Source organism: Neisseria sp. P0024.S006 (genome assembly GCF_051956595.1).
Classification (GTDB): Bacteria; Pseudomonadota; Gammaproteobacteria; order Burkholderiales; family Neisseriaceae; genus Neisseria.
The window spans coordinates 65,174-83,548 of the sequence record NZ_JBQCXH010000001.1 but is presented as its reverse complement, the minus strand read 5'-3'; the positions used below and the strand labels follow the sequence as shown (position 1 = coordinate 83,548).

General features: G+C 44.2%; 21 protein-coding genes. 15 read left to right on the top strand and 6 right to left on the bottom strand.

Going from position 1 to position 18,375, the window contains the following annotated elements; all coding sequences use genetic code 11:
- Nucleotide 1: 1 nt before the first annotated feature.
- The 3 genes from ACTHUF_RS00425 to ACTHUF_RS00415 are packed head-to-tail and all read right to left on the bottom strand — an operon-like array spanning nucleotide 2 to nucleotide 2,105.
- The gene (locus tag ACTHUF_RS00425; RefSeq protein ID WP_440406637.1) at nucleotides 2–727 is read right to left on the bottom strand and encodes a TrbG/VirB9 family P-type conjugative transfer protein; all 726 of its coding nucleotides are present in this window, start codon (nucleotides 725–727) and stop codon (nucleotides 2–4) included.
- Nucleotides 727–1,629, bottom strand: a complete 903-nt coding sequence (locus tag ACTHUF_RS00420; RefSeq protein ID WP_049349707.1) for a virB8 family protein — start codon at nucleotides 1,627–1,629, stop codon at nucleotides 727–729. Before ACTHUF_RS00420 ends, ACTHUF_RS00425 begins: the two co-directional genes overlap by 1 nt.
- 11 nt (nucleotides 1,630–1,640) lie before the next feature.
- Nucleotides 1,641–2,105 carry a hypothetical protein gene (locus tag ACTHUF_RS00415; protein ID WP_049349706.1) on the bottom strand — a complete coding sequence of 155 codons (465 nt, stop codon included), beginning with the start codon at nucleotides 2,103–2,105 and terminating at the stop codon, nucleotides 1,641–1,643.
- A 100-nt stretch (nucleotides 2,106–2,205) separates the two neighbouring features.
- Between ACTHUF_RS00415 and ACTHUF_RS00410 the strand changes: the two genes are divergently transcribed.
- The 8 genes from ACTHUF_RS00410 to ACTHUF_RS00375 all read left to right on the top strand — a co-directional run bounded on the left by ACTHUF_RS00410 (nucleotide 2,206) and on the right by ACTHUF_RS00375 (nucleotide 9,167).
- Nucleotides 2,206–2,913, top strand: a complete 708-nt coding sequence (locus tag ACTHUF_RS00410) for a lytic transglycosylase domain-containing protein (RefSeq protein WP_314552654.1) — start codon at nucleotides 2,206–2,208, stop codon at nucleotides 2,911–2,913.
- Nucleotides 2,914–2,959: 46 nt separating this feature from the next.
- Nucleotides 2,960–3,349, top strand: coding sequence for a TrbC/VirB2 family protein (locus ACTHUF_RS00405; protein ID WP_049349704.1), 390 nt, complete (start codon nucleotides 2,960–2,962; stop codon nucleotides 3,347–3,349).
- 8 nt (nucleotides 3,350–3,357) lie between these two features.
- On the top strand, nucleotides 3,358–3,663 hold the full coding sequence (locus ACTHUF_RS00400) for a type IV secretion system protein VirB3 (protein ID WP_036490852.1): 306 nt from the start codon (nucleotides 3,358–3,360) through the stop codon (nucleotides 3,661–3,663).
- Nucleotides 3,664–3,725: 62 nt separating this feature from the next.
- Nucleotides 3,726–6,176, top strand: coding sequence for a VirB4 family type IV secretion/conjugal transfer ATPase (locus ACTHUF_RS00395; protein ID WP_315093480.1), 2,451 nt, complete (start codon nucleotides 3,726–3,728; stop codon nucleotides 6,174–6,176).
- Between the two features lie 117 nt (nucleotides 6,177–6,293).
- Complete coding sequence (locus ACTHUF_RS00390) at nucleotides 6,294–7,058, top strand: hypothetical protein (protein ID WP_239667755.1); 765 nt, start codon at nucleotides 6,294–6,296, stop codon at nucleotides 7,056–7,058.
- Nucleotides 7,059–7,104: 46 nt separating this feature from the next.
- Nucleotides 7,105–8,214: a type IV secretion system protein gene (locus ACTHUF_RS00385; RefSeq protein ID WP_440406633.1), complete on the top strand. Its 1,110-nt coding sequence runs from the start codon at nucleotides 7,105–7,107 to the stop codon at nucleotides 8,212–8,214.
- A gap of 74 nt (nucleotides 8,215–8,288) precedes the next feature.
- Entirely contained in the window at nucleotides 8,289–8,798 is a 510-nt protein-coding gene (locus ACTHUF_RS00380; RefSeq protein WP_440406631.1) for a DUF4189 domain-containing protein, read from the top strand.
- Nucleotides 8,799–8,864: 66 nt separating this feature from the next.
- Complete coding sequence (locus tag ACTHUF_RS00375; RefSeq protein ID WP_371492956.1) at nucleotides 8,865–9,167, top strand: TrbM/KikA/MpfK family conjugal transfer protein; 303 nt, start codon at nucleotides 8,865–8,867, stop codon at nucleotides 9,165–9,167.
- A gap of 311 nt (nucleotides 9,168–9,478) precedes the next feature.
- Here the strand turns inward: ACTHUF_RS00375 and ygiD are convergent, their stop codons facing one another.
- Entirely contained in the window at nucleotides 9,479–10,264 is a 786-nt protein-coding gene (gene ygiD / locus ACTHUF_RS00370) for a 4,5-DOPA dioxygenase extradiol (RefSeq protein WP_440406628.1), read from the bottom strand.
- A 245-nt stretch (nucleotides 10,265–10,509) separates the two neighbouring features.
- On the opposite strand from ygiD, the gene ACTHUF_RS00365 reads away from it, so the two are divergent.
- The 4 genes from ACTHUF_RS00365 (at nucleotide 10,510) to ACTHUF_RS00350 (ending at nucleotide 13,040) form a co-directional block, all read left to right on the top strand.
- Nucleotides 10,510–11,028 (top strand): GbsR/MarR family transcriptional regulator, encoded by a 519-nt coding sequence (locus ACTHUF_RS00365; RefSeq protein ID WP_063068990.1) that lies wholly within the window; start codon nucleotides 10,510–10,512, stop codon nucleotides 11,026–11,028.
- 262 nt (nucleotides 11,029–11,290) lie between these two features.
- The gene (locus tag ACTHUF_RS00360; RefSeq protein ID WP_293202858.1) at nucleotides 11,291–11,680 is read left to right on the top strand and encodes a DoxX-like family protein; all 390 of its coding nucleotides are present in this window, start codon (nucleotides 11,291–11,293) and stop codon (nucleotides 11,678–11,680) included.
- On the top strand, nucleotides 11,677–12,159 hold the full coding sequence (locus tag ACTHUF_RS00355) for a DUF2269 family protein (protein WP_063075737.1): 483 nt from the start codon (nucleotides 11,677–11,679) through the stop codon (nucleotides 12,157–12,159). The genes ACTHUF_RS00360 and ACTHUF_RS00355 overlap by 4 nt, the downstream gene beginning before the upstream one ends.
- 41 nt (nucleotides 12,160–12,200) lie before the next feature.
- Complete coding sequence (locus tag ACTHUF_RS00350) at nucleotides 12,201–13,040, top strand: NAD-dependent epimerase/dehydratase family protein (RefSeq protein WP_440406625.1); 840 nt, start codon at nucleotides 12,201–12,203, stop codon at nucleotides 13,038–13,040.
- 243 nt (nucleotides 13,041–13,283) lie between these two features.
- Here ACTHUF_RS00350 and ACTHUF_RS00345 read toward each other — a convergent pair whose 3' ends face one another.
- Nucleotides 13,284–13,862, bottom strand: coding sequence for an NAD(P)H-dependent oxidoreductase (locus ACTHUF_RS00345; RefSeq protein ID WP_315093496.1), 579 nt, complete (start codon nucleotides 13,860–13,862; stop codon nucleotides 13,284–13,286).
- Between the two features lie 384 nt (nucleotides 13,863–14,246).
- A complete protein-coding gene (gene mobA / locus ACTHUF_RS00340) occupies nucleotides 14,247–14,828 on the bottom strand; it encodes a molybdenum cofactor guanylyltransferase MobA (RefSeq protein ID WP_036490834.1) in 582 nt (193 codons plus the stop codon).
- 259 nt (nucleotides 14,829–15,087) lie between these two features.
- On the opposite strand from mobA, the gene ACTHUF_RS00335 reads away from it, so the two are divergent.
- The 3 genes from ACTHUF_RS00335 to trmB all read left to right on the top strand — a co-directional run bounded on the left by ACTHUF_RS00335 (nucleotide 15,088) and on the right by trmB (nucleotide 18,361).
- Entirely contained in the window at nucleotides 15,088–16,848 is a 1,761-nt protein-coding gene (locus ACTHUF_RS00335; protein ID WP_293206440.1) for a histidine kinase, read from the top strand.
- Nucleotides 16,845–17,501, top strand: coding sequence for a response regulator (locus ACTHUF_RS00330; RefSeq protein ID WP_003746785.1), 657 nt, complete (start codon nucleotides 16,845–16,847; stop codon nucleotides 17,499–17,501). The genes ACTHUF_RS00335 and ACTHUF_RS00330 overlap by 4 nt, the downstream gene beginning before the upstream one ends.
- A gap of 143 nt (nucleotides 17,502–17,644) precedes the next feature.
- Nucleotides 17,645–18,361 carry a tRNA (guanosine(46)-N7)-methyltransferase TrmB gene (gene trmB / locus ACTHUF_RS00325; RefSeq protein WP_440406622.1) on the top strand — a complete coding sequence of 239 codons (717 nt, stop codon included), beginning with the start codon at nucleotides 17,645–17,647 and terminating at the stop codon, nucleotides 18,359–18,361.
- Nucleotides 18,362–18,375 lie beyond the last annotated feature (14 nt).

Genomic DNA, 18,375 nt, shown 5'->3' with positions numbered 1-18,375 from the left:
CTTAATTCCTTTTTAATCCAACTACATCATTTCCATGTCTCAAAACTAAGAATGGATAAGTCCCATGGACAATAACTACATTACCTTCAACATTACTGTTTAAAACAAACTCAGCTCCTTTCTCTGATTTTCTGCCATAAATAGTAGGAAAATCACCTGTGAACTTGCCCTTATTCAAGTAGATATAGGTAAATCTGCCATCATCATAGACTTTTAAAGGAACTAGCCAACGAGATTTTTCATTTGCAGCCACATCATAATTAGTATTATAGATTTTAGAAGAATCATATTTCAGGCTATAACCAGCCAAAGTACTAGCACGAAGACTGAAATCCGTAGAATCGGGATATCTGAATTTAACTTGATAATTTACCCCTTTGTCTGAAGCTTCTGACAAATTGCCAACAACATTCTTCAAAACCTTAAGCTCAAAAATATATTGGTGAGCCTGAGTACGAACAATAAGATTAGTATCAACTGCATCAGCCTTTGGACGCAGATAAAATACATTTTCTCTACGTACCAAATCCCATCCACCACTTAGGCCTGCACCAAAATCTTTAACCTTTTCACGAGAATCAAGTTCAATTTGTGTGACTACGCCTTGTGCCGTATGAACGGGATAAGTTGTATTTTCTTGAAACGTATACTCTTGAATAGCTGCAGCATAGACGCTTCCTTGCAACAAACATGATACTGCTGTTGCTAAAAACATTTTTCTTAACATTATTGATTTCCACTTTCAACAGATATAGGGGAAGCATTAGGAACATCATTATCTACAGATGTAGGAGCTTCTGACTGGGGCTGGGGTACACTTTGTACTTGTTGCTGAGCCTGGCTTCCAGATGATGTTCCTGCAGAAAGATAATCTGAAGATAAATCTTGAACAGGTGATTCACTAGCATCAGGATCAACACGATAAGACAATACCTGGAATCCCAGGGGATTTTTTAACCTATACTTTTCATCCATCTTCAAATTGCTATTATAAGTATAGGTCAGAGTAGCAACATTGCTATCCATAAATCTTGATATGCCAGTACTCTTATTTAATAAAAATCTTTGGAATCTTACTGTTGCGCTAGCATCACGACCATCGGCCTTTCCACTATTATTAAGGACGATACTCAAAATCTTAACGCGAATTGACTGAGCAGACCCATAAAGATTAAATGGGCTATTCGGATTACTTTTATTCATCAGATTGCGATAGCTGTCAGATACCCCTGCAACCGACATAGAATAAACTGTAGCCCAGTCATTATCATAAATAATCTGACTATCAAAAGATTCTCTAGCAATAATAAAGTGAGAAATATTACTCTTATTTACTGCTTCATTTTTAGTAATATCTAAATTATTCCAATCACCGGCTAGTTTAGCAACAGTAGCTTGTCCCGTATAGACATCAGCCATAACAAGATAAGGTTCTTTTTCTTTCAGCGGCAAAATATAAAATAATCCGCCAAGTAGACACAAAGAAGAGAAGGTAGAAATACCGGCAACAATCCATGCCCTTTTCTCACTTTTTTTGCGGATATCGACCAAGGTCGTTTCAAAATCCAAAGATCTTTTTACAGCCTTTTGGATATTGCCATCAGTACTATTTTTACTTGATTTGAACATATATTTCCATTTTAATCTTGAGTTTTTACATCAACTTTTGCTGATCTCTCATGTTTTTTCTTCCCACTGTTTTTCACAGCAACATCCATTTTCTTATGCGCCATAATGACACCATTTTGAACATAGAAAACCATCCCTTTATCTTCATAAAGTTTAGATAATTCACTCAAGGCATTATCAAGCTCGGTATTTCGTATTGTTGATACTTTCTTATACAAAGTAAAATCAAGCGTATGGTCATAAACAACAGGCATCTTTGCCTCTTCTCCCCAACGCTCCAACAAACCTTTTACAGTTGTATCAAGTTGTGTTACTTGATAAACATGAGGTTTGACAAGAGGAATCTCAGTTACCTGATCAGGTAATTCATTTAATGGCTTCCATGAACTTGGGAAATCTGGAGCAGACTGATTTGCACAACCTGCCATTAGCGCGCCCACACTAGCAGACAGCAACAGCGTTCTTAAAAGAAACATACATAGCACCTTATAAAACAACTTAAGTTACAACCAAAGCGTCTTAATTAAAAATGAAGAAAAGACAATTCATGTTTGGTTATTTTTATTGGTTAAAATCTTGTTAATTATTTTAATCTGTGCTAAATTTCACGTCAATACAAATTCATATTTCCATCTCAACATCATGTTTTTTTCCTGCGCCGACTTAGCTGTTCCGCATGATATTATGCATCATGTCGTGAGAGTTGAATCCTCAGGCAACCCATACGCCATAGGTGTTGTAGGCGGACGCTTACAAAGACAGCCTAAAAATTTAGCTGAAGCAGTCGCTACTGCTAAAATGTTGGAACAAAAGGGATTTAACTTCTCCTTAGGATTAGCTCAAGTTAACCGTTACAATTTAAAAAAATACGGGTTGCATTCCTACGAACATGCATTCCAGGTGTGCCCAAACGTCAAAGCAGGCTCGCACATATTGCGAGAATGCTACAATCGTGCAAAAGACTGGGGTAAATCTTTCAGCTGTTATTATTCCGGTAACTTTGTAACCGGTTATAAGCATGGCTATGTGCAAAAAATTTTTTCATCCATGGGGAAAGGGAGAGCAATCCCACAAAATGCCATTCCAGTCATTAGCAATACTGTGAATACCCCTCGCTCTATGGGTCAAATGCCAGCACAACAAGCTAACCGCCCAAATTTGACAGTTACCGCTAATCCACAACCACACTCGGCTACTGTCTCTAAAAACCAACATTCCCTACAAGATAATAGTACTGCACAAGCGAAAAGCAATACTTATAAAGATAGCGCAGCAGTCTTTTAGATAGTTTTTTTCCACATCAACCTGTAATAAACATAGGAAATTTCAAATGAAAAACACTCAGATTCAAAAAAAATCCCGCTTTACCGCTGAAAACGTTGCCACAGCAGCATTTGTTGCTGCAGCATTTTTAGCACCGACTGTAGGTATGGCAGCCGATGATTTTACTTCAGCTTCTGGTGGTGCCTGTAAATTCATTAAAAACATCCATACCGTATTGAACTTAATGTCCGTTGCTGTTGTAACCATCGCCATTATCTTTGCCGGTTACCAAATTGCTTTTGCACACAAACGCATTTCTGACGTCGCTCCTATTTTAATTGGTGGCGTACTGATTGGTGCGGCCGGCCAAATCGCAAAAATGCTGGTTGGTAATGCAGACTCTTGCTCTGCAGGTACAACTGCGGCAATGCTCCAAGTATTGCAATTTTTTGCATAATTAACACCATGCAGAAAAACATCGTTTTTCGAGGATGTACGCGTCCGGCGACCTTTCTCGGTGTACCCTATATACCTTTCTTTATAGGAGCTGGCTCAGGATTATTGATGGGAATGTACTTCAATATGTTTTTTTTATTGACTATTCCCTTCATCATCCTGATTATGAGGCAGATGGCAAAGCGGGATGATATGATTTTTCGTTTTCTAGGTTTACGTCTGAAATTTAGACTTAAAGCCAGAAACCGAGAGGAGTTTCCTGATACGTGGTGCTTCTCGCCTAATGAATACCGCAACAATCCTCCCAAACAATGACAACAAAACATCCGACAGACATCTTTGTCTGTCGGACGATTTCAACACAAAAAACAAATAAAATGTTTACTCCTGACGCATCAATCAGTCAATTCGTATCCCTCTCCACCCATGTTTCCCCAACCATTATTAAAACCACTGGTGGGGACTACCTGACAACATGGCATCTATCCGGCCTTCCTTTTGTGGGTCGAGAAGAATGGGAGCTCGAACACAAACACAACACATTTAATCGTTTACTCCAATCCTTACGCGCTCCGGACTATGTCAATGTTGCCTTCTGGGTACATGACATTCGCCGCCACCGCGGCATCGATTTGCGCCCAAAATTCCAAGAGTCTTTCAATCAAAGCCTCTCCGACCGCTATTTTTCCCGACTTTCTAAAGAAAAGCTCATGAACAACGAGCTTTACTTGACCATGATTTACCGTCCCGTTGTTGACGGCAAAAAGTTTGTTGATAAATCAGGCAATATCGATCGTCTGAAGGCCGAACAGGAACAAGCTATCGGTACGCTAAATGAATTAGCAACCAACCTTGAAGCCGTCCTCAAAGACTACCACCCCTACCGACTCGGTATGTACGAAGGCAAAAACGGTACTGTATTCTCAGAAACACTCGAACTTTTCGGTTACATCCTTAACCGTGTAAACGAGCCGGTTCCCGTACTGCCCGCTCCTGTTTACAACTACTTACCCCTTAGCAGACATCTTTTCTCTGCCAAAACCGGCGACTATATCGTCCGTACCCCTGAAGGTAAAAATCACTACGGTGCCATACTTAACCTTAAAGAATACCCTGACGGTACCTATCCCGGCGTGCTTAACGGGCTCAAATATTTGGATGTCGAATACGTTATCACTCATAGTTTCAGCCCCATGAGCCGATACGACGCCATGAAAACCCTTGAGCGTACCCGTGGCATGATGATCTCTTCCGGCGATAAATCCTTTACCCAAATTGCAGAACTTGATCATGCAATGGACCAACTCGCATCCGGCAATTTCGTTCTTGGCGGCTACCACTTCAGTCTTGCTATCTATGCCGACAGCCAAGAGCAGCTTTCCCAAAACATTGCCGCCGCCCGAGCAGAGCTTTCCAATGCAGGTTTTGTAACAACAAAAGAAGACTTGGCCGTCTGCGCCGCATATTATGCCCAACTTCCGGGTAACTGGAACTACCGCACCCGCATCGCCAATCTCTCATCGTTAAATTTCTTGGGTCTCTGCCCACTACACAATTTTGCCGCCGGCAAACGTGAGGGCAACCCATGGGGACAATGCGTTACCGTTCTTCAGACGACCAATGGCCAGCCCTATTACTTCAACTTCCATGCAACCCTCGAAGGCGAAGACTCCGAAGGAGAAAAAGCCATTGCCAATACTATGGTTATTGGTAAGTCCGGTACAGGTAAAACAGCCCTTATCAACTTCCTCCTCAGTCAGGTACAAAAATACGATCCCAAACCCACTATCTTTTTCTTCGACAAAGACCGTGGTGCTGAAATTTTCGTCAGAGCCTGCGGCGGTGCTTATATGGCACTGGAAAGCGGCCAACCTACCGGCTTTAACCCTTTCCAATGCGAAAATACAGAGGCAAATGTCCAATTCCTCTGCGGCCTTATGAAACAACTGGGAGGCAAAGCGCACTACTCTGCCGCAGAAGACGACGACGTCCTGCGCGCCGTTCGGGCCATGCTCGACACTCCGCCGGCGCTACGCAGCATTTCCAACTTCCAAAAATCTCTGCCCAATACAGGCGATGACTCCCTCTATGCCAATATCCGCAAATGGACCCGCGGAAACAGCCTTGGCTGGGTTTTTGATAACCCTCAGGACAAAATCGACTTCAGCGGAGCCAATATTATCGGCTTCGACTACACCGATGTGATTGAAAACCCTCAGGTACGCGATCCAGTCATCGGCTACCTTATCCACCGAATGGAAGAGCTTATCGATGGCCGCCGCTTCATCTACATCATGGACGAATTCTGGAAAATCCTTGATGGCGAAGGCGGTTTGAAAGAGTTTGCCAAAAACAAACAAAAAACCATCCGTAAGCAAAACGGTATGGGTATCTTCGCTACCCAGTCACCGGAAGACGCCCTCAAAAGCGATATTTCCGCCGCACTGATTGAGCAGACAGCTACCATGATATTGCTGCCAAATCCGAATGCAGATAAAAAAGACTATATCGACGGCTTGAAACTGACCGACTCAGAGTTTCAAGTAGTCAAAGGCCTGGATGAGCGTAGCCGCTGCTTCTTGGTCAAACAAGGTCATGCGTCAGCTGTTTGTCAGCTTAATCTGCGTGGATTTGACGACGAATTGGCTGTCATCTCCGCCAGTACCGACAACATCGACATCATGGACGGCATTATCAAGAAAACGGCCGAACGCCTTGGCATTGGCATCGATGCTGTGAAACCAGAAGATTGGTTGCAGACCTTCTACGATGAGCGTAAAGGTTCCGGCAAGAAGTCGGCTACTAATATGATGCGTAATGCAGATTAAGCCGATTTGACTAAAAATGAGATAGGGTTATCTAAAGACAGTAAGTCTTCAGGCAACCCTAAGACAGAAAATTTAAATATTTTAAAATTAACCAATTTGAAGAAAGATTGAATAGTAATGAAAACTAAAATAAAACGGATAATCGCCTCAGTTTTGGTGGGGGCGACAATGCTTACTTCCATGCCGATAGCTAATTCATATGTATTGCCTGTTGTTGATGGGGCCAAAATGATGCAAGATGCTATCAACTGGGCGATGGATGCGGCAGACCGCGCCATGACACTATCTCACTGGGCAGAGCAGCTGCAAAACTGGCGTACCCAGTTGCAACATTGGGTACGCGGTCAAATGGAACAGATTCCAGAATTGAAAGCTCTACTCGATAAAAAAGAAGAAAACGCAATCAAAAAAATGTTCCAAAACCGTAAGGATCGCTGTAATAGAATTGCTAACCAAACATCAAAAAATTTATGTATTGGTACAGTAACTCTTGAAGAGAAAAAATTCTCACTTTTAAGAGAGATGGAAACAAAAATTAATGAGACCTTTTCAGAAATAAATAAGACTTCGATTAAAAAACAAAATTCCAATGCCCAAGGACAAAGTAATACGGCAGCCTCTGCCGAAGCTGAAGTCATTGCGAAATTGCAGCAGTTGGAAATCAAACTAAAAAATTACCAATCAGCAATAAACTCTATCGACCAAATGCTTGATCAATACAAATGGGCAAGGGTGAATCTGACCAAAGACCAGCTCTCTGGCTCGAACAACAGCAACCTGACCAAAGCGTCAGCTTCGTTCGTTTTACAAAGTAAGGTAAAAAAATTCCACGATGAAGCAAAAGCAAAAAGAGCCATCAGCACTGGCTATAAACTCCGCTAATTTTAATGTTATTTTGACCCAAACTATTTAACAGGAAAACATCATCATGATGGATCTTCTCCTTTATTCCAGTATTCGTGACTATATCTATGCACGAATAAGCTTTTTTACTGAACATGTATTGTCTAAAAACCTAACGCTTGTTTTTACCATTATCGTTGCCTTATTGACTTTATGGATAATGATCCAAGGTTATCTGATTGCAACCGGCAGAAGCCAGGAAGGACTGAAAGGCTTTGTGTACGGTCTCGGCAAGACCTACCTCATTGTAGCCGTTGCACTGGGTGTGGCGGCCGGCGGCGATTTCAGCGTACGGGTTCTGACCGATACTCTTTCAGACGGCATTTCCCAAATCATGACCGGCGACAGCGATGTCGGCAGTAAGTGTCTGACACAAGACAGTAAATCCATTATTGGCTGCCGAATAGACCAAAACCTGACGGCAACCCAAAGCATGATGGGCATACTTGACGGTATCGATACCGCCGACAGCGAATATCTCGAAGGGAAAGTGACACAGGCAAGATGGTTTGTCGGCGTCGGTACCGCAGGGCCTGCCATCGTAGCAGGTACCATGCTGATCATGTTCCGCATCGCCATGGCTCTCTTTATCGGCTTTGCGCCCATCTTTATTTTATGCCTTCTGTTCAAAAAAACAGCACCCCTGTTTCAAAAATGGCTATACTATGGACTGGCAACCATCTTTTCCAGCGTGATGCTTGGCGTCATGGCGGAAATCTCTATGGATCTAGTAGGCAATATCGCCATTACCGATGCAGTATCCAATATTGCTTCGGCACTGATCGGTGGAAACGTCGGCGGTATTATGCAGACAGTTACCCAACAGCTGGGCTTGGGCCTGATGCTCTCTACCCTATTGATTACCGTACCGCCTATGGCAGGTGCCTGGTTTAACGGCATGATGGCTGGTTTCAGCGCCTACTCAGTCATTGGCAATGGAAATCGCCAAGAAGTTCCTCCGCATTTGGATGGTGGGGCAAGTCAACGGGCTAATTATAATGTTCAAAATAAAATTGACGATCTTTCCAATGATGCAAGAATAGAACCTAGTCAACGAAATATGTGGACAACCGGTGGCAGCCAACCTGGAAGCACAACCACTGATACCATAAAACAGCCTGGTCAGCCGCGTTAAAAAGATGACAAACCTTAGTATTATTGCAATAGTAGATGTGTAAAGGTTCAAATAACCAACAAATTGGACTTAAAATGAAAAAATTATTTTTTGTATTGTTAGGGCTGACAAGCTTGAATATCTATGCAGCAGATCCTACTTATGATGCAACAAGAGGTGCATTACAGAATGACCCTAGCTTGTGTCAATACGGATACAACCCTAATTGTGGTTCGGCTAGTTACCGCCAACAAAGACGACCTACGGAAATCATTAATATCAATGTCCCTTCAAAATACGGGGCTTGGGCAGCTAATCCTAAAACAGGCATATCAGGAGGGGCACTCGATATGGATTCACTTGCAGCTGCTAAAAGACAAGCGATCAGAACCTGTGAAGAAGGGGGAAGAAATAAACCGTGTAAAATTTACGCTTGGGTCCGAAATGGTTGTCTTGCCGTTGCCCAAGATCAAAATGGTACGCTTTTTTTTGGATCAACTGCTCCTGGTCTTGCTGAAGATGAAGCCTTGAAAAAATGTCAAAAGAATAAAAAAGCACAATGTAAAATTATTGCTTCAGAAGGCTGTTCGATGCCTAGATTTTAATAGACAAAGGCCGTCTGAAATTTCAGCTACTTCCCTTTCAAACTCCATTCAATAACAGAGTAAATTATGAAATTCATTTCAACAATTATTGCCTTGGTAATGGGCTTTTCTTCAGTTACCACTATGGCTGCCAATCCCCTCAATCCTCCGAAAATGGGGGGTGACGAGCGTTTGGCTTGCGAAGCGCTTATGTGCTTGGTCAATCCGGCATCTCAACCATCTGAATGTCAATCTGCTTTGAAAAAGTTCCACTCTATCAAGCATAAACATGGACACGATACGATTACCGCACGACGCAATTTCCTAAAAAAATGCCCTGCTCAGGATCGTTCTGGTTTTGATGATTTTATTGATTCAATTATCAAATAATTTTTGCTCATTAAAGAAAGGCCGTCTGATATTCAGATGGCCTTATATTTTAAGGGCCGTCTAGAATTCAGATCACCCTTTCTTTTACAAAGAGCCGCCAATTTACAAAGCCTTTTCAAATCGCCCTCAAAATCCAACCACTTTTTCTATCCAAATTGTTTACATTAAAACTTACAGGCTTAATCTCATCTTTTCCGATATAGGTTGTAGCTTTTATATAGGCATAAATGCCGTCTGAAACAACTTGACACCATCTGCAAAGTGGCTCGAACAAATAAAGAATGGTTCATTTTGTTCAGATTTTTCCCTTTTTATCCCACCAAAACTGATGTCATACTGAGCGAACCTGCAATCAAACTATCATTGAAAAATGTAATCTTGTCTTGCGGTTCGCGTAATGCCATGATGTACAGCAACGGTAAGTAATGATCCGGCGTTGGTACAGAAAACTCGGCCTTTTCGCCTAGCTGATCATAATGCACCAAAGTTTTATCATCTCGTGTCGCAATCGCCTGATTGACCGTTTCACGGAACGCAAACGCCCAGTCATACCCTGCACCGATTTGATCAATATGCTCCCAGCTTATCGCTCTTAGATTATGCACAATATTGCCGCTGCCGATAATCAGCACGCCTTGTTCACGCAAGGCAAATAATTTTTTCGCCAAATTGAAATGCCATTCTGCCGACTGCAAACGGTTAAGGCTAAGTTGCACCACAGGAATATCGGCATTGGGATAAAGAAATTTCAACACTGCCCAAGCGCCATGATCAAAACCACGCGTTGGGTTCAGCTCGACCTTTTCCGGCTGTAATAATGACTTCACTTGCGCCGCCAACTCAGGCGAACCGGGCGCAGGATATTGCACTTGGCTGAGCTCTTCAGGAAAGCCGTAGAAATCGTAAATCATTTCAGGATGTTCACCAGACGTAACCTGCAAACGACTGCTGTACCAATGCGCTGAAATCATCAAAATGGCTTTTGGTTTGGCAAACTTTTGCGTAATTAGGCTGAAATTCTGATTGAACGGGTTTTCTTTATCTAAGGCATTCATCGGGCTGCCATGCCCGACAAACAATACAGGCATTTTTTTCATGGTTTACTCCTCGTTATTTGATACAGCGGATTGTACGGACAAATTTTTATTCAAAAAATACCGGTTTATGAATAACATCTTTTCCTCATAAGAAATCATGACTGATAAGGTTTGAAGATTCTGAGAGAATATATAGAAGAAGGGGTGATTCAAAAGGCCGTCTGAACATTTTATTTCAGACGGCAAAAAAATTTCTTTATTTCTGTATTGACAGAAATAAAAGATAAAAATAGAATACCATCACTATGAAACTGAATCCGACCACTGAAAAATTTATCCTCCATTGGGGCGAAATGGGTACCAAATGGGGGGTCAACCGTACCGTTGCGCAAATTCACGCCCTGCTCTATATCTTGGGCAGACCGATGAATGCCGAGGAAATTACCGAAACGCTCGGCGTAGCGCGCTCCAATGTCAGCAACAGTATTAAAGAGTTGCAAAATCTGAGACTGGTGCATACCGTGCATATCTTGGGCGATAGGCGCGATCATTTTGAAACTTCGGATGATGTCTGGACTTTATTCCGCACCATTGCTGAAGTGCGTATGCAGCGCGAAATAGAACCGACGCGGCAATTTTTGCAAAGCCTGATCGACAGCCCTGAATTTAGTCAGGAAAATGAAACTGCCAAGCAGAGAATCCAACAAACCCATGATTTCATCAGTACGCTGACCGTGTGGGCAAATGAAATGCTGAAGCTTTCTACTTCAACCATGGTAAAAATTTTGAAAATAGGCGCTGGAATACAAAAATTTTTCCGATGATGGCAATGGACTTGTTCTCAATAAACATAGCCAATCCTATTTAGGATACGGAAACATACTCATGGCAGCCTTGCATGGGCATATTTATCTGAAGCTTGATGTTCTTTGGTAGATTTTGAATCACTGGATATGGATTTCCCACCCAAAGAAACAATCCCGGAGCCTATTTAAAATTTTTTGCCCTATAATTTCTCTTTTAACAGAAATTATAGAAATTACAGACTAATTATATATTTGAACCAAAACAAAATAGGAAACCAGCATGTCCGACAACACTACGCACACCCTACCCGCCTACCTGTCTTACTCGATGGGGCTGCTATGGCTGTGGAGCGGTACCCAACCTCTGTTTTTCGTGCCTGAAATGTCATTGGATTTGCTGCATTCGGTCGGTATTCCCAATCCGTTGCAATGGCCTACATTAATCGCCGCTTCTCTGCTGGACATTGGTTTTGCTTTTTTATGCTTCAGCCGCCTTCGTTCCCATTCCTCAGTATGGCTGCTGCAATTGATAACCGTCGCGGCATACAGCCTGATCATTGCTTTCAGACTGCCCGAAATGTGGGCTCATCCATTTGCACCTTTGTTAAAAAACCTGCCGATTATGGCTACTTTGTTTTTCCTGTATCAATCCGTAGGAGATAAAAAATGAACACTTATTTAATTGTTAAAACCCTGCATATCATCTCGGCTACCTTAATGGTCGGCACCGGTTTTGGTACAGCGTTTTACCTCTTTTGGGCAAACCGCAGCGGTTCGGTTGCCGCGCAGTCGGTCGTCTCGCATTGGGTCATTAAAGCAGATTGGTGGTTTACAACCCCCGCCGTCATTTTCCAACCATTGTCCGGCTTATGGATGCTGTATGAACGCGGCTACACTGTTGCCACCATGCTGGAACAAAATTGGGTATGGATGACGCTGGCCTTATACATTTTTTCAGGCATTTGCTGGCTGCCTGTTGTTTGGCTGCAAATCCGCATGGCCAAGATTGCCGAAAAAGCGCATAAAGAAAACGCAGACACCATTCCGGAGCCCTACTGGCGTTATGCCAGACGCTGGGAATTGCTCGGCTACCCTGCCTTTTGCGCCACTATCGTGATTTACTTCCTGATGGTGATGAAACCGATTTAAAGATTTTCAGACGGCCTCAGCAATAATATAAAGAAAAACATATGAACATCATCATTTTCGGAGGCAGCGGCTTCATCGGTAGCCGTACCGCTCAGATCCTCAAAGAACAAGGTCACCAAGTTTGCACGCCCGACCGCCGCGCCTTCGATTTTCTTCATCCCGACGAAACCGCCGCACACCGTTTATTGGAAGGGCAAGATGTCCTCATCAACTGCATCGGCATCATGAGCCGTCATGCCGAAATACTCGAAACCGTACACCACCACACGCCCAAACAGCTCGCTGCATGGGCAAAAGTAGCAGGCATAAAACGCTGGGTGCAACTATCCGCACTGGGTGCCGACCCATCTCAATCCATCAACTTTGTCGGCAGCAAAGGACGTGGAGATGATGCCGTCGCCCAAAGCGGCATACCGATTGCCATAGCCAGACCATCCGTCGTTTACGGGCGTGGGGGAATCAGCTGCGAACTGTTCATCAAATTAGCCCGCCTCCCTTTGCTTCCCCTGCCGGAAGGCGGCCGCTTTCATTTGCAGCCCGTCCATCTTGCCGATGTTGCCGAAGGCTTGGCAAAACTTGCCACCCAAACCGACACTGACCACAGCATCATCAATATGACCGGCAGCCAAACCCTGACCTTGGCGGAATACCTGACCACTCTCCGCCAAACCCTGCACCACAAACCGCCGCAACATATCCTGCCCGTTCCCCTGCGCCTGATTGACCCTGCATTGCCGTTGGCCAACCTCCTCAGCAACGGCATCATCAGCCATGACAGCTTTGCCCTGCTCAAGCAAGGTTCATGCGCCGATTATTCTGATTTTGCAGCTTTATTGGGAAGAGAACCTTTGGCAGCTGAAAACTTTGCCGACTGCCTATAAATCGGCTGATAACTGTTTAACCTTAAAATCAAGAAAGAAAGACCGTCTGTTGTTCAGACGGCCTATTCAGACATTGCTATTGACGGGTTCTAGCATCAATAAAGGTATGTTATAAGTTTCCATTTAGGAATTTGACACTATGCCGTTTCGTGCAAACTTGCTTGTCTTTAGACACACAGTAAGCATAAACAAAAAATGAAAAAAGGTGGGTAAATGCCCACCTTCCAAACCCATATTTTGCAATTAGCCAAATACTTTTTCCAAGTGGGCTTGGTAGTCTGCCAAGTACTGTTCAACTTGCGGATTTTTAATCACATCGTTACATAAGAATGTCGGCAGACGGGTCAATCCGATGAACTCGTTGAGTTTGTGGAAGTGCATGTATAAAGCATCCACGCCTTTTCCTTCGAAGAAATCGCCTTCACGGGTAAACGCTTCAATTGGCGCATTCCAAGTAAGTGAAAGCATGTGTTTTTTGCCTTGTAACAAACCGCCAGTGCCGTAGCCTTCGGTTGGATTGACACGATGACGACCATCACTTTGATAAAGCTTGCCGTGTCCCGTGGTGAATACTTCGTCTATGTATTTTTTCACTGTCCAAGGCTCGTGCATCCACCAACCTGGCATCTGCCAAATCACAGCATCCATCCATAAGAATTTTTCGATTTCTGCTTCAACATCATAGCCGGCATCAATCACGGTTTCTTTTACATTGTGTCCAAGTGCGGTCAAAACTTCTTTCGCTTTTTTATGAAGCGTGTGGTTCAACTCGCCATGTGAATGTCCGAAATCTTTACCGCCATCCAATAATAAAATATTCATTTCACTCTCCTAAACCAGGCAATTCTAACAAAAGGGGGCTGCTATTATGCCGTTTTAGCCTTTATTTTGAAAATATGGCCGTCTGCACATCTTAAGCCATGCAATGCAAAATCAGAATATCCCGTGAATTTTTTCGGTCAACTGTCTTACGAGGATTTGTTCGTAGATAATTTGAACTTAGGTAGACTAAATGACCTAAAAGAAACAGCCAATAGGGAAAAGCTAAAATTTATTGCAACGAGAAACGTATCATTCTTCCGAATACACGGATTGAATAATTTATAAGGGGACTGATTACAAGATAGTTATTACCTATTAAAAGATATTAAATAATCATCAATTTAGCATATCTCTACCTGAACATTAGTCCCCTTACCTACCCAACTACAAAGGCTGAGCCAAATCGTTTTCCGTGTTGTAGCTGATAAAATCCTGCTCATGAGGGAAAGGAACGACCCGTGCGCGTTGCTGCTGCAACCAGCCGCGTATGCTGCGCATTCCTGAATAAAGGTATGGCACGGTACTTTGTAGGATTTGCGGACGGATAAACATCACGCTGTAATGCGGTCTGGACGGGGTTTCAACGTAAAATGCATTACACAACGGTGTGCGTTTGGCGATGGTCTCAAACTGGGAAACCAAGTTTTCAGGCAGGCGGGGCATATCGCAGGAGACGATAAGCAGCCAGTCTGCAGTAGCAATTTGCAAATCGTTGGCGGCGGTACACAAGGCGGCTAAAGGGCCGTAATGTTGCCATTGGCGCGCATCGGAGAAAACGTGCGCGCTGCGTTGGGCGTAGGATTCGAGATTGCGGTTGGCACTGATGGCGATATGGCTGACTTGCGGGCGGATTTTTTCGATAACGTGGTCTATCAAGGCTTTGTTGTGCCACTGCACCAACCCTTTATCGACACCTCCCATCCGGCTTCCCTGCCCGCCGGCCAATATCAGTGCAAAAATTTTCATTTTGGTAGTCCTTTGCAAAGCAGAGTGTGTAAGTGTTATTCGCGATGTTGTATTTATGGAATAAGTTTTAAGGCTTCAGGCCGTCTGAAACCTGGTTTTGTGATTTAATTCACTTAAGATGAATTTTATCATAACATGATTTTACATTAAACCCCTGTTTTTTCTTATCATAACCATACAATTATTTTAGACAGGTTGTTTATAGGCCAAAAGAATGATATTTTTATAAGATTATCGGATTAGTCTTCCTGCGTGCTTTATGCGTTTATTCTCCGGATCTTCAGACGGCCTGAGCCTGTCCTCGCGTTTAAAACTGCTGACTGTATTATGGGTCGGCTCGGCTTTTTTATCGATTGCCTTTACCCTGCTGCTTTCTTGGCGTTTGGAAAACGCGGCCAAAACGATTGAAGATGCGGGCAGCTTGAAAATGCAGGTGTATCGCTTGGCTTATATGGCAAGCGTCCGTACGCCCAATGCACAAATTGACAACCAAATCAAAGAATTTGAACGTACGCTGGCCAATGTAACGCAAAGCGATGCCATTCATCCGCTGATTCCGTCACAAATGCCGTTGGCTTACGATTTGATCCAATCGATGCTGTTGATTGATTGGGAATCCAACATCAAGCCTTCTTTGCAACATTACGAGCGGCCGACCCAAATCGGCCTGTACCGTTTTGCCGGCAATATCGAGCTGTTTTTACAGGCGATGGAAAACGCCAACGAGCAAAATACTTTGTGGCTGCGCCGTTTTCAAATGGCGATGATGCTGATGATTTTAGTGGCTGCCGGCTTGATGATTGTTTGGCATTATTCGTGGATCATCCGGCCGCTGGAAAAATTACGCGACGGGGTGGAAACCATCAGCGAAGGCCGTTTCGGGGTACAAATCGATACAGACCAAATTCGTGAATTCGCCCAAGTCAGCAAGGGTTTCAACCAAATGAGCCGCCGTCTGAAAACGCTTTATACGGATTTGGAGGGACAGGTTGCCCAACAAACCCAAGATTTGGCCCGGCAAAACCGTGATTTGACCCTGCTCTACCAGACTACGCGCAACCTGCACCAAACCTTTACGCCGCAACAGGCCGCAGAAGAATTCTTGGCTCAGATTCTTCCAGCGTTTTCCGCCTTGGGCGGTACGGTTTATCTTTCCGATGAAGAACGCAAACGCTCTGACTTGGCGGCAAGCGTTGGTGAAACCGAAGAGGGAAATCGTGTAGAATTCCCAATCGTTTACCAAGACGAACAGCTCGGTGTATTGGCCCTGTATTTTTCAGACGGCCATATGCCCAATGAGCAAGATGAAAAATTGTTGCAGACTTTAAGCGGGCAGCTGGGGATTTCCATCGCCAACAACCGCATGGAACAAGAACGCCGCCTGCTTGCCGTCTTGCAGGAACGCAACTTGATTGCACAAGGTTTGCATGACAGCATTGCACAAGCCCTGACCTTTTTGAATTTGCAGGTGCAAATGTTGGAAAGCGCGTTTGCTTCAAACCAACGCGAGCAGGCTGAAGAAAACATCAGCTTCATTAAAGACGGCGTGCAGGAATGCTATGAAGACGTCCGCGAGCTGCTGATGAATTTCCGAACTAAAATCAGTAATAAAGATTTTCCTGAAGCGGTAGAATCGCTGCTGGCGCGTTTTGAACGGCAAACCGGTATCCCGGTTGATTTAAAATGGCAGGACGATGGACAGGCATTGAATTATGATGAACACTTGCAAATCATCTTCATCTTGCAGGAAAGCCTGTCCAACATCCGGAAACACGCGCGTGCGCAGCATGTCAGCGTCGAAATTGCCAACCATGGCGATTTTGTCATGAAGATTCAGGACGACGGCGCAGGCTTTAATCAAGAACACTTATCAAACCGGCCTTCAGGCGAACATGTCGGCTTGGGCATTATGCAGGAACGTGCCCAACGGATTAACGCACAATTGGCCATTACATCGCAGATTGGGCAAGGTACGGCAGTGATGCTGACTTTGCCGCAACAAATGAGAACAGCATCATGACGATTAAAATTACCCTTATTGACGACCACACCCTGTTTCGCAGCGGCATCAAAGCCCTGCTCTCCCGCCAGCCCGATTTTGAAGTCGTCGGCGAAGCTTCAGACGGCCTGGCCGGCGTAAAAATGGTCGAACAGCTTAAGCCTGACGTAGTTTTGCTGGACTTGGATATGCCGGTCATGAACGGCCGCGAAGCACTGGCTCAAATTTTGAGCATCAATCCGCAACTGACCGTCATCATGCTGACTGTTTCCGAAGACAGCGACGACTTGACCGAATGTATGCGTATGGGTGCAAAAGGCTTTTTGCTGAAAAACATCAACGCTGACTTCCTCTTGGAAAGCATCCGTAAAGCCGTTGATGGCGACAATGTCTTCTCCCCTGAAATGACCAGCCGCTTGGTGCAATCGCTGATTTCCCCTTCTCCTTCCCGCTCCGACCACCTGCTGGCTCAGCTGACCCCGCGCGAAATGGAAATCTTGGGCTACCTTGCCGCCGGACACAGCAATAAAATCATTGCCCGCCATTTAAACTTGGCTGAGTCTACCGTCAAAGTGCATGTTCAAAACCTGTTGCGCAAGCTGAATCTAAGCAGCCGCGTTCAAGCTGCGGTTTATGCGGTGCAACACAAAGTACCGCAACCGGAATTGTCTTAAAAAGGCCGTCTGAAACCTGAAACCTTGTTGTAGAAAGGTTTCAGATAAAGCGTTTATTCGCTATAATCACGCCGATTTGTAAGCAGGGTTGTCTGATTTTTCAGACGGCCTTTTTATTTGATTTTTCACTGATTTAAAACAATATGTCTGAAAACATTCCAGAAAATACGCCCGAAAATACCGTTCCAGAAGAACACAAACGCAGCATCCGCAGTTTCGTTTTGCGCCAAGGCCATATGACCGCGGCCCAACAGCGCGCCATCGATACGATGTGGCCGCAATTCGGTGTGGACTTCCAAGAAGCCCCTTTGGATTTGAACCGCGCTTTTGGACGGGATAACCCTAAAGTTTTGGAAATCGGTTTCGGTATGGGCGTCGCAACGGTGGAAATCGCCAAACGTTTGCCTGATACTGACTTTTTAGCGATTGATGTTCACGGCCCGGGCGTCGGTAATATCTTGAAGCTGATTGAGGAAGAACACATTTCCAATATCCGCGTGATGCGTCATGATGCGGTGGAAGTGGTGGAAAAAATGCTGGAAGACAATTCTTTAGACGGTATTCATATTTTCTTCCCTGACCCTTGGCACAAAAAACGCCACAATAAACGCCGCTTGGTACAAGTGCCGTTTGTTGAAAAGCTGCTGCCCAAACTCAAAAGCGGCGGCTATGTCCACATGGCGACCGATTGGGAAGAATACGCCGTGCAAATGCTGGAGGTTTTGAGCAGTTTCGACTCTTTGCAGAACACAGCTGCCAATTACGCCCCTACGCCTGATTATCGTCCTGAAACCAAGTTTGAAGCCCGAGGCAAGCGATTGGGTCATGGCGTTTGGGACTTGGTGTTCCGTAAAAAATAATTCAAAACTTAAAA

Coding starts and splice junctions, on each gene's coding strand:
- ACTHUF_RS00355 (WP_063075737.1), top strand. CDS start 11,677: ATGAACACTTATTTAATTGTTAAAACCCTGCATATCATCTCGGCTACC.
- ACTHUF_RS00375 (WP_371492956.1), top strand. CDS start 8,865: ATGAAATTCATTTCAACAATTATTGCCTTGGTAATGGGCTTTTCTTCA.
- ACTHUF_RS00380 (WP_440406631.1), top strand. CDS start 8,289: ATGAAAAAATTATTTTTTGTATTGTTAGGGCTGACAAGCTTGAATATC.
- ACTHUF_RS00405 (WP_049349704.1), top strand. CDS start 2,960: ATGAAAAACACTCAGATTCAAAAAAAATCCCGCTTTACCGCTGAAAAC.
- ACTHUF_RS00330 (WP_003746785.1), top strand. CDS start 16,845: ATGACGATTAAAATTACCCTTATTGACGACCACACCCTGTTTCGCAGC.
- ACTHUF_RS00365 (WP_063068990.1), top strand. CDS start 10,510: ATGAAACTGAATCCGACCACTGAAAAATTTATCCTCCATTGGGGCGAA.
- ACTHUF_RS00425 (WP_440406637.1), bottom strand. CDS start 727: ATGTTAAGAAAAATGTTTTTAGCAACAGCAGTATCATGTTTGTTGCAA.
- ACTHUF_RS00395 (WP_315093480.1), top strand. CDS start 3,726: ATGTTTACTCCTGACGCATCAATCAGTCAATTCGTATCCCTCTCCACC.
- ACTHUF_RS00335 (WP_293206440.1), top strand. CDS start 15,088: ATGCGTTTATTCTCCGGATCTTCAGACGGCCTGAGCCTGTCCTCGCGT.
- ACTHUF_RS00350 (WP_440406625.1), top strand. CDS start 12,201: ATGAACATCATCATTTTCGGAGGCAGCGGCTTCATCGGTAGCCGTACC.
- ACTHUF_RS00385 (WP_440406633.1), top strand. CDS start 7,105: ATGATGGATCTTCTCCTTTATTCCAGTATTCGTGACTATATCTATGCA.
- mobA (WP_036490834.1), bottom strand. CDS start 14,828: ATGAAAATTTTTGCACTGATATTGGCCGGCGGGCAGGGAAGCCGGATG.
- ACTHUF_RS00390 (WP_239667755.1), top strand. CDS start 6,294: ATGAAAACTAAAATAAAACGGATAATCGCCTCAGTTTTGGTGGGGGCG.
- ACTHUF_RS00360 (WP_293202858.1), top strand. CDS start 11,291: ATGTCCGACAACACTACGCACACCCTACCCGCCTACCTGTCTTACTCG.
- ACTHUF_RS00345 (WP_315093496.1), bottom strand. CDS start 13,862: ATGAATATTTTATTATTGGATGGCGGTAAAGATTTCGGACATTCACAT.
- ygiD (WP_440406628.1), bottom strand. CDS start 10,264: ATGAAAAAAATGCCTGTATTGTTTGTCGGGCATGGCAGCCCGATGAAT.
- ACTHUF_RS00400 (WP_036490852.1), top strand. CDS start 3,358: ATGCAGAAAAACATCGTTTTTCGAGGATGTACGCGTCCGGCGACCTTT.
- trmB (WP_440406622.1), top strand. CDS start 17,645: ATGTCTGAAAACATTCCAGAAAATACGCCCGAAAATACCGTTCCAGAA.
- ACTHUF_RS00420 (WP_049349707.1), bottom strand. CDS start 1,629: ATGTTCAAATCAAGTAAAAATAGTACTGATGGCAATATCCAAAAGGCT.
- ACTHUF_RS00415 (WP_049349706.1), bottom strand. CDS start 2,105: ATGTTTCTTTTAAGAACGCTGTTGCTGTCTGCTAGTGTGGGCGCGCTA.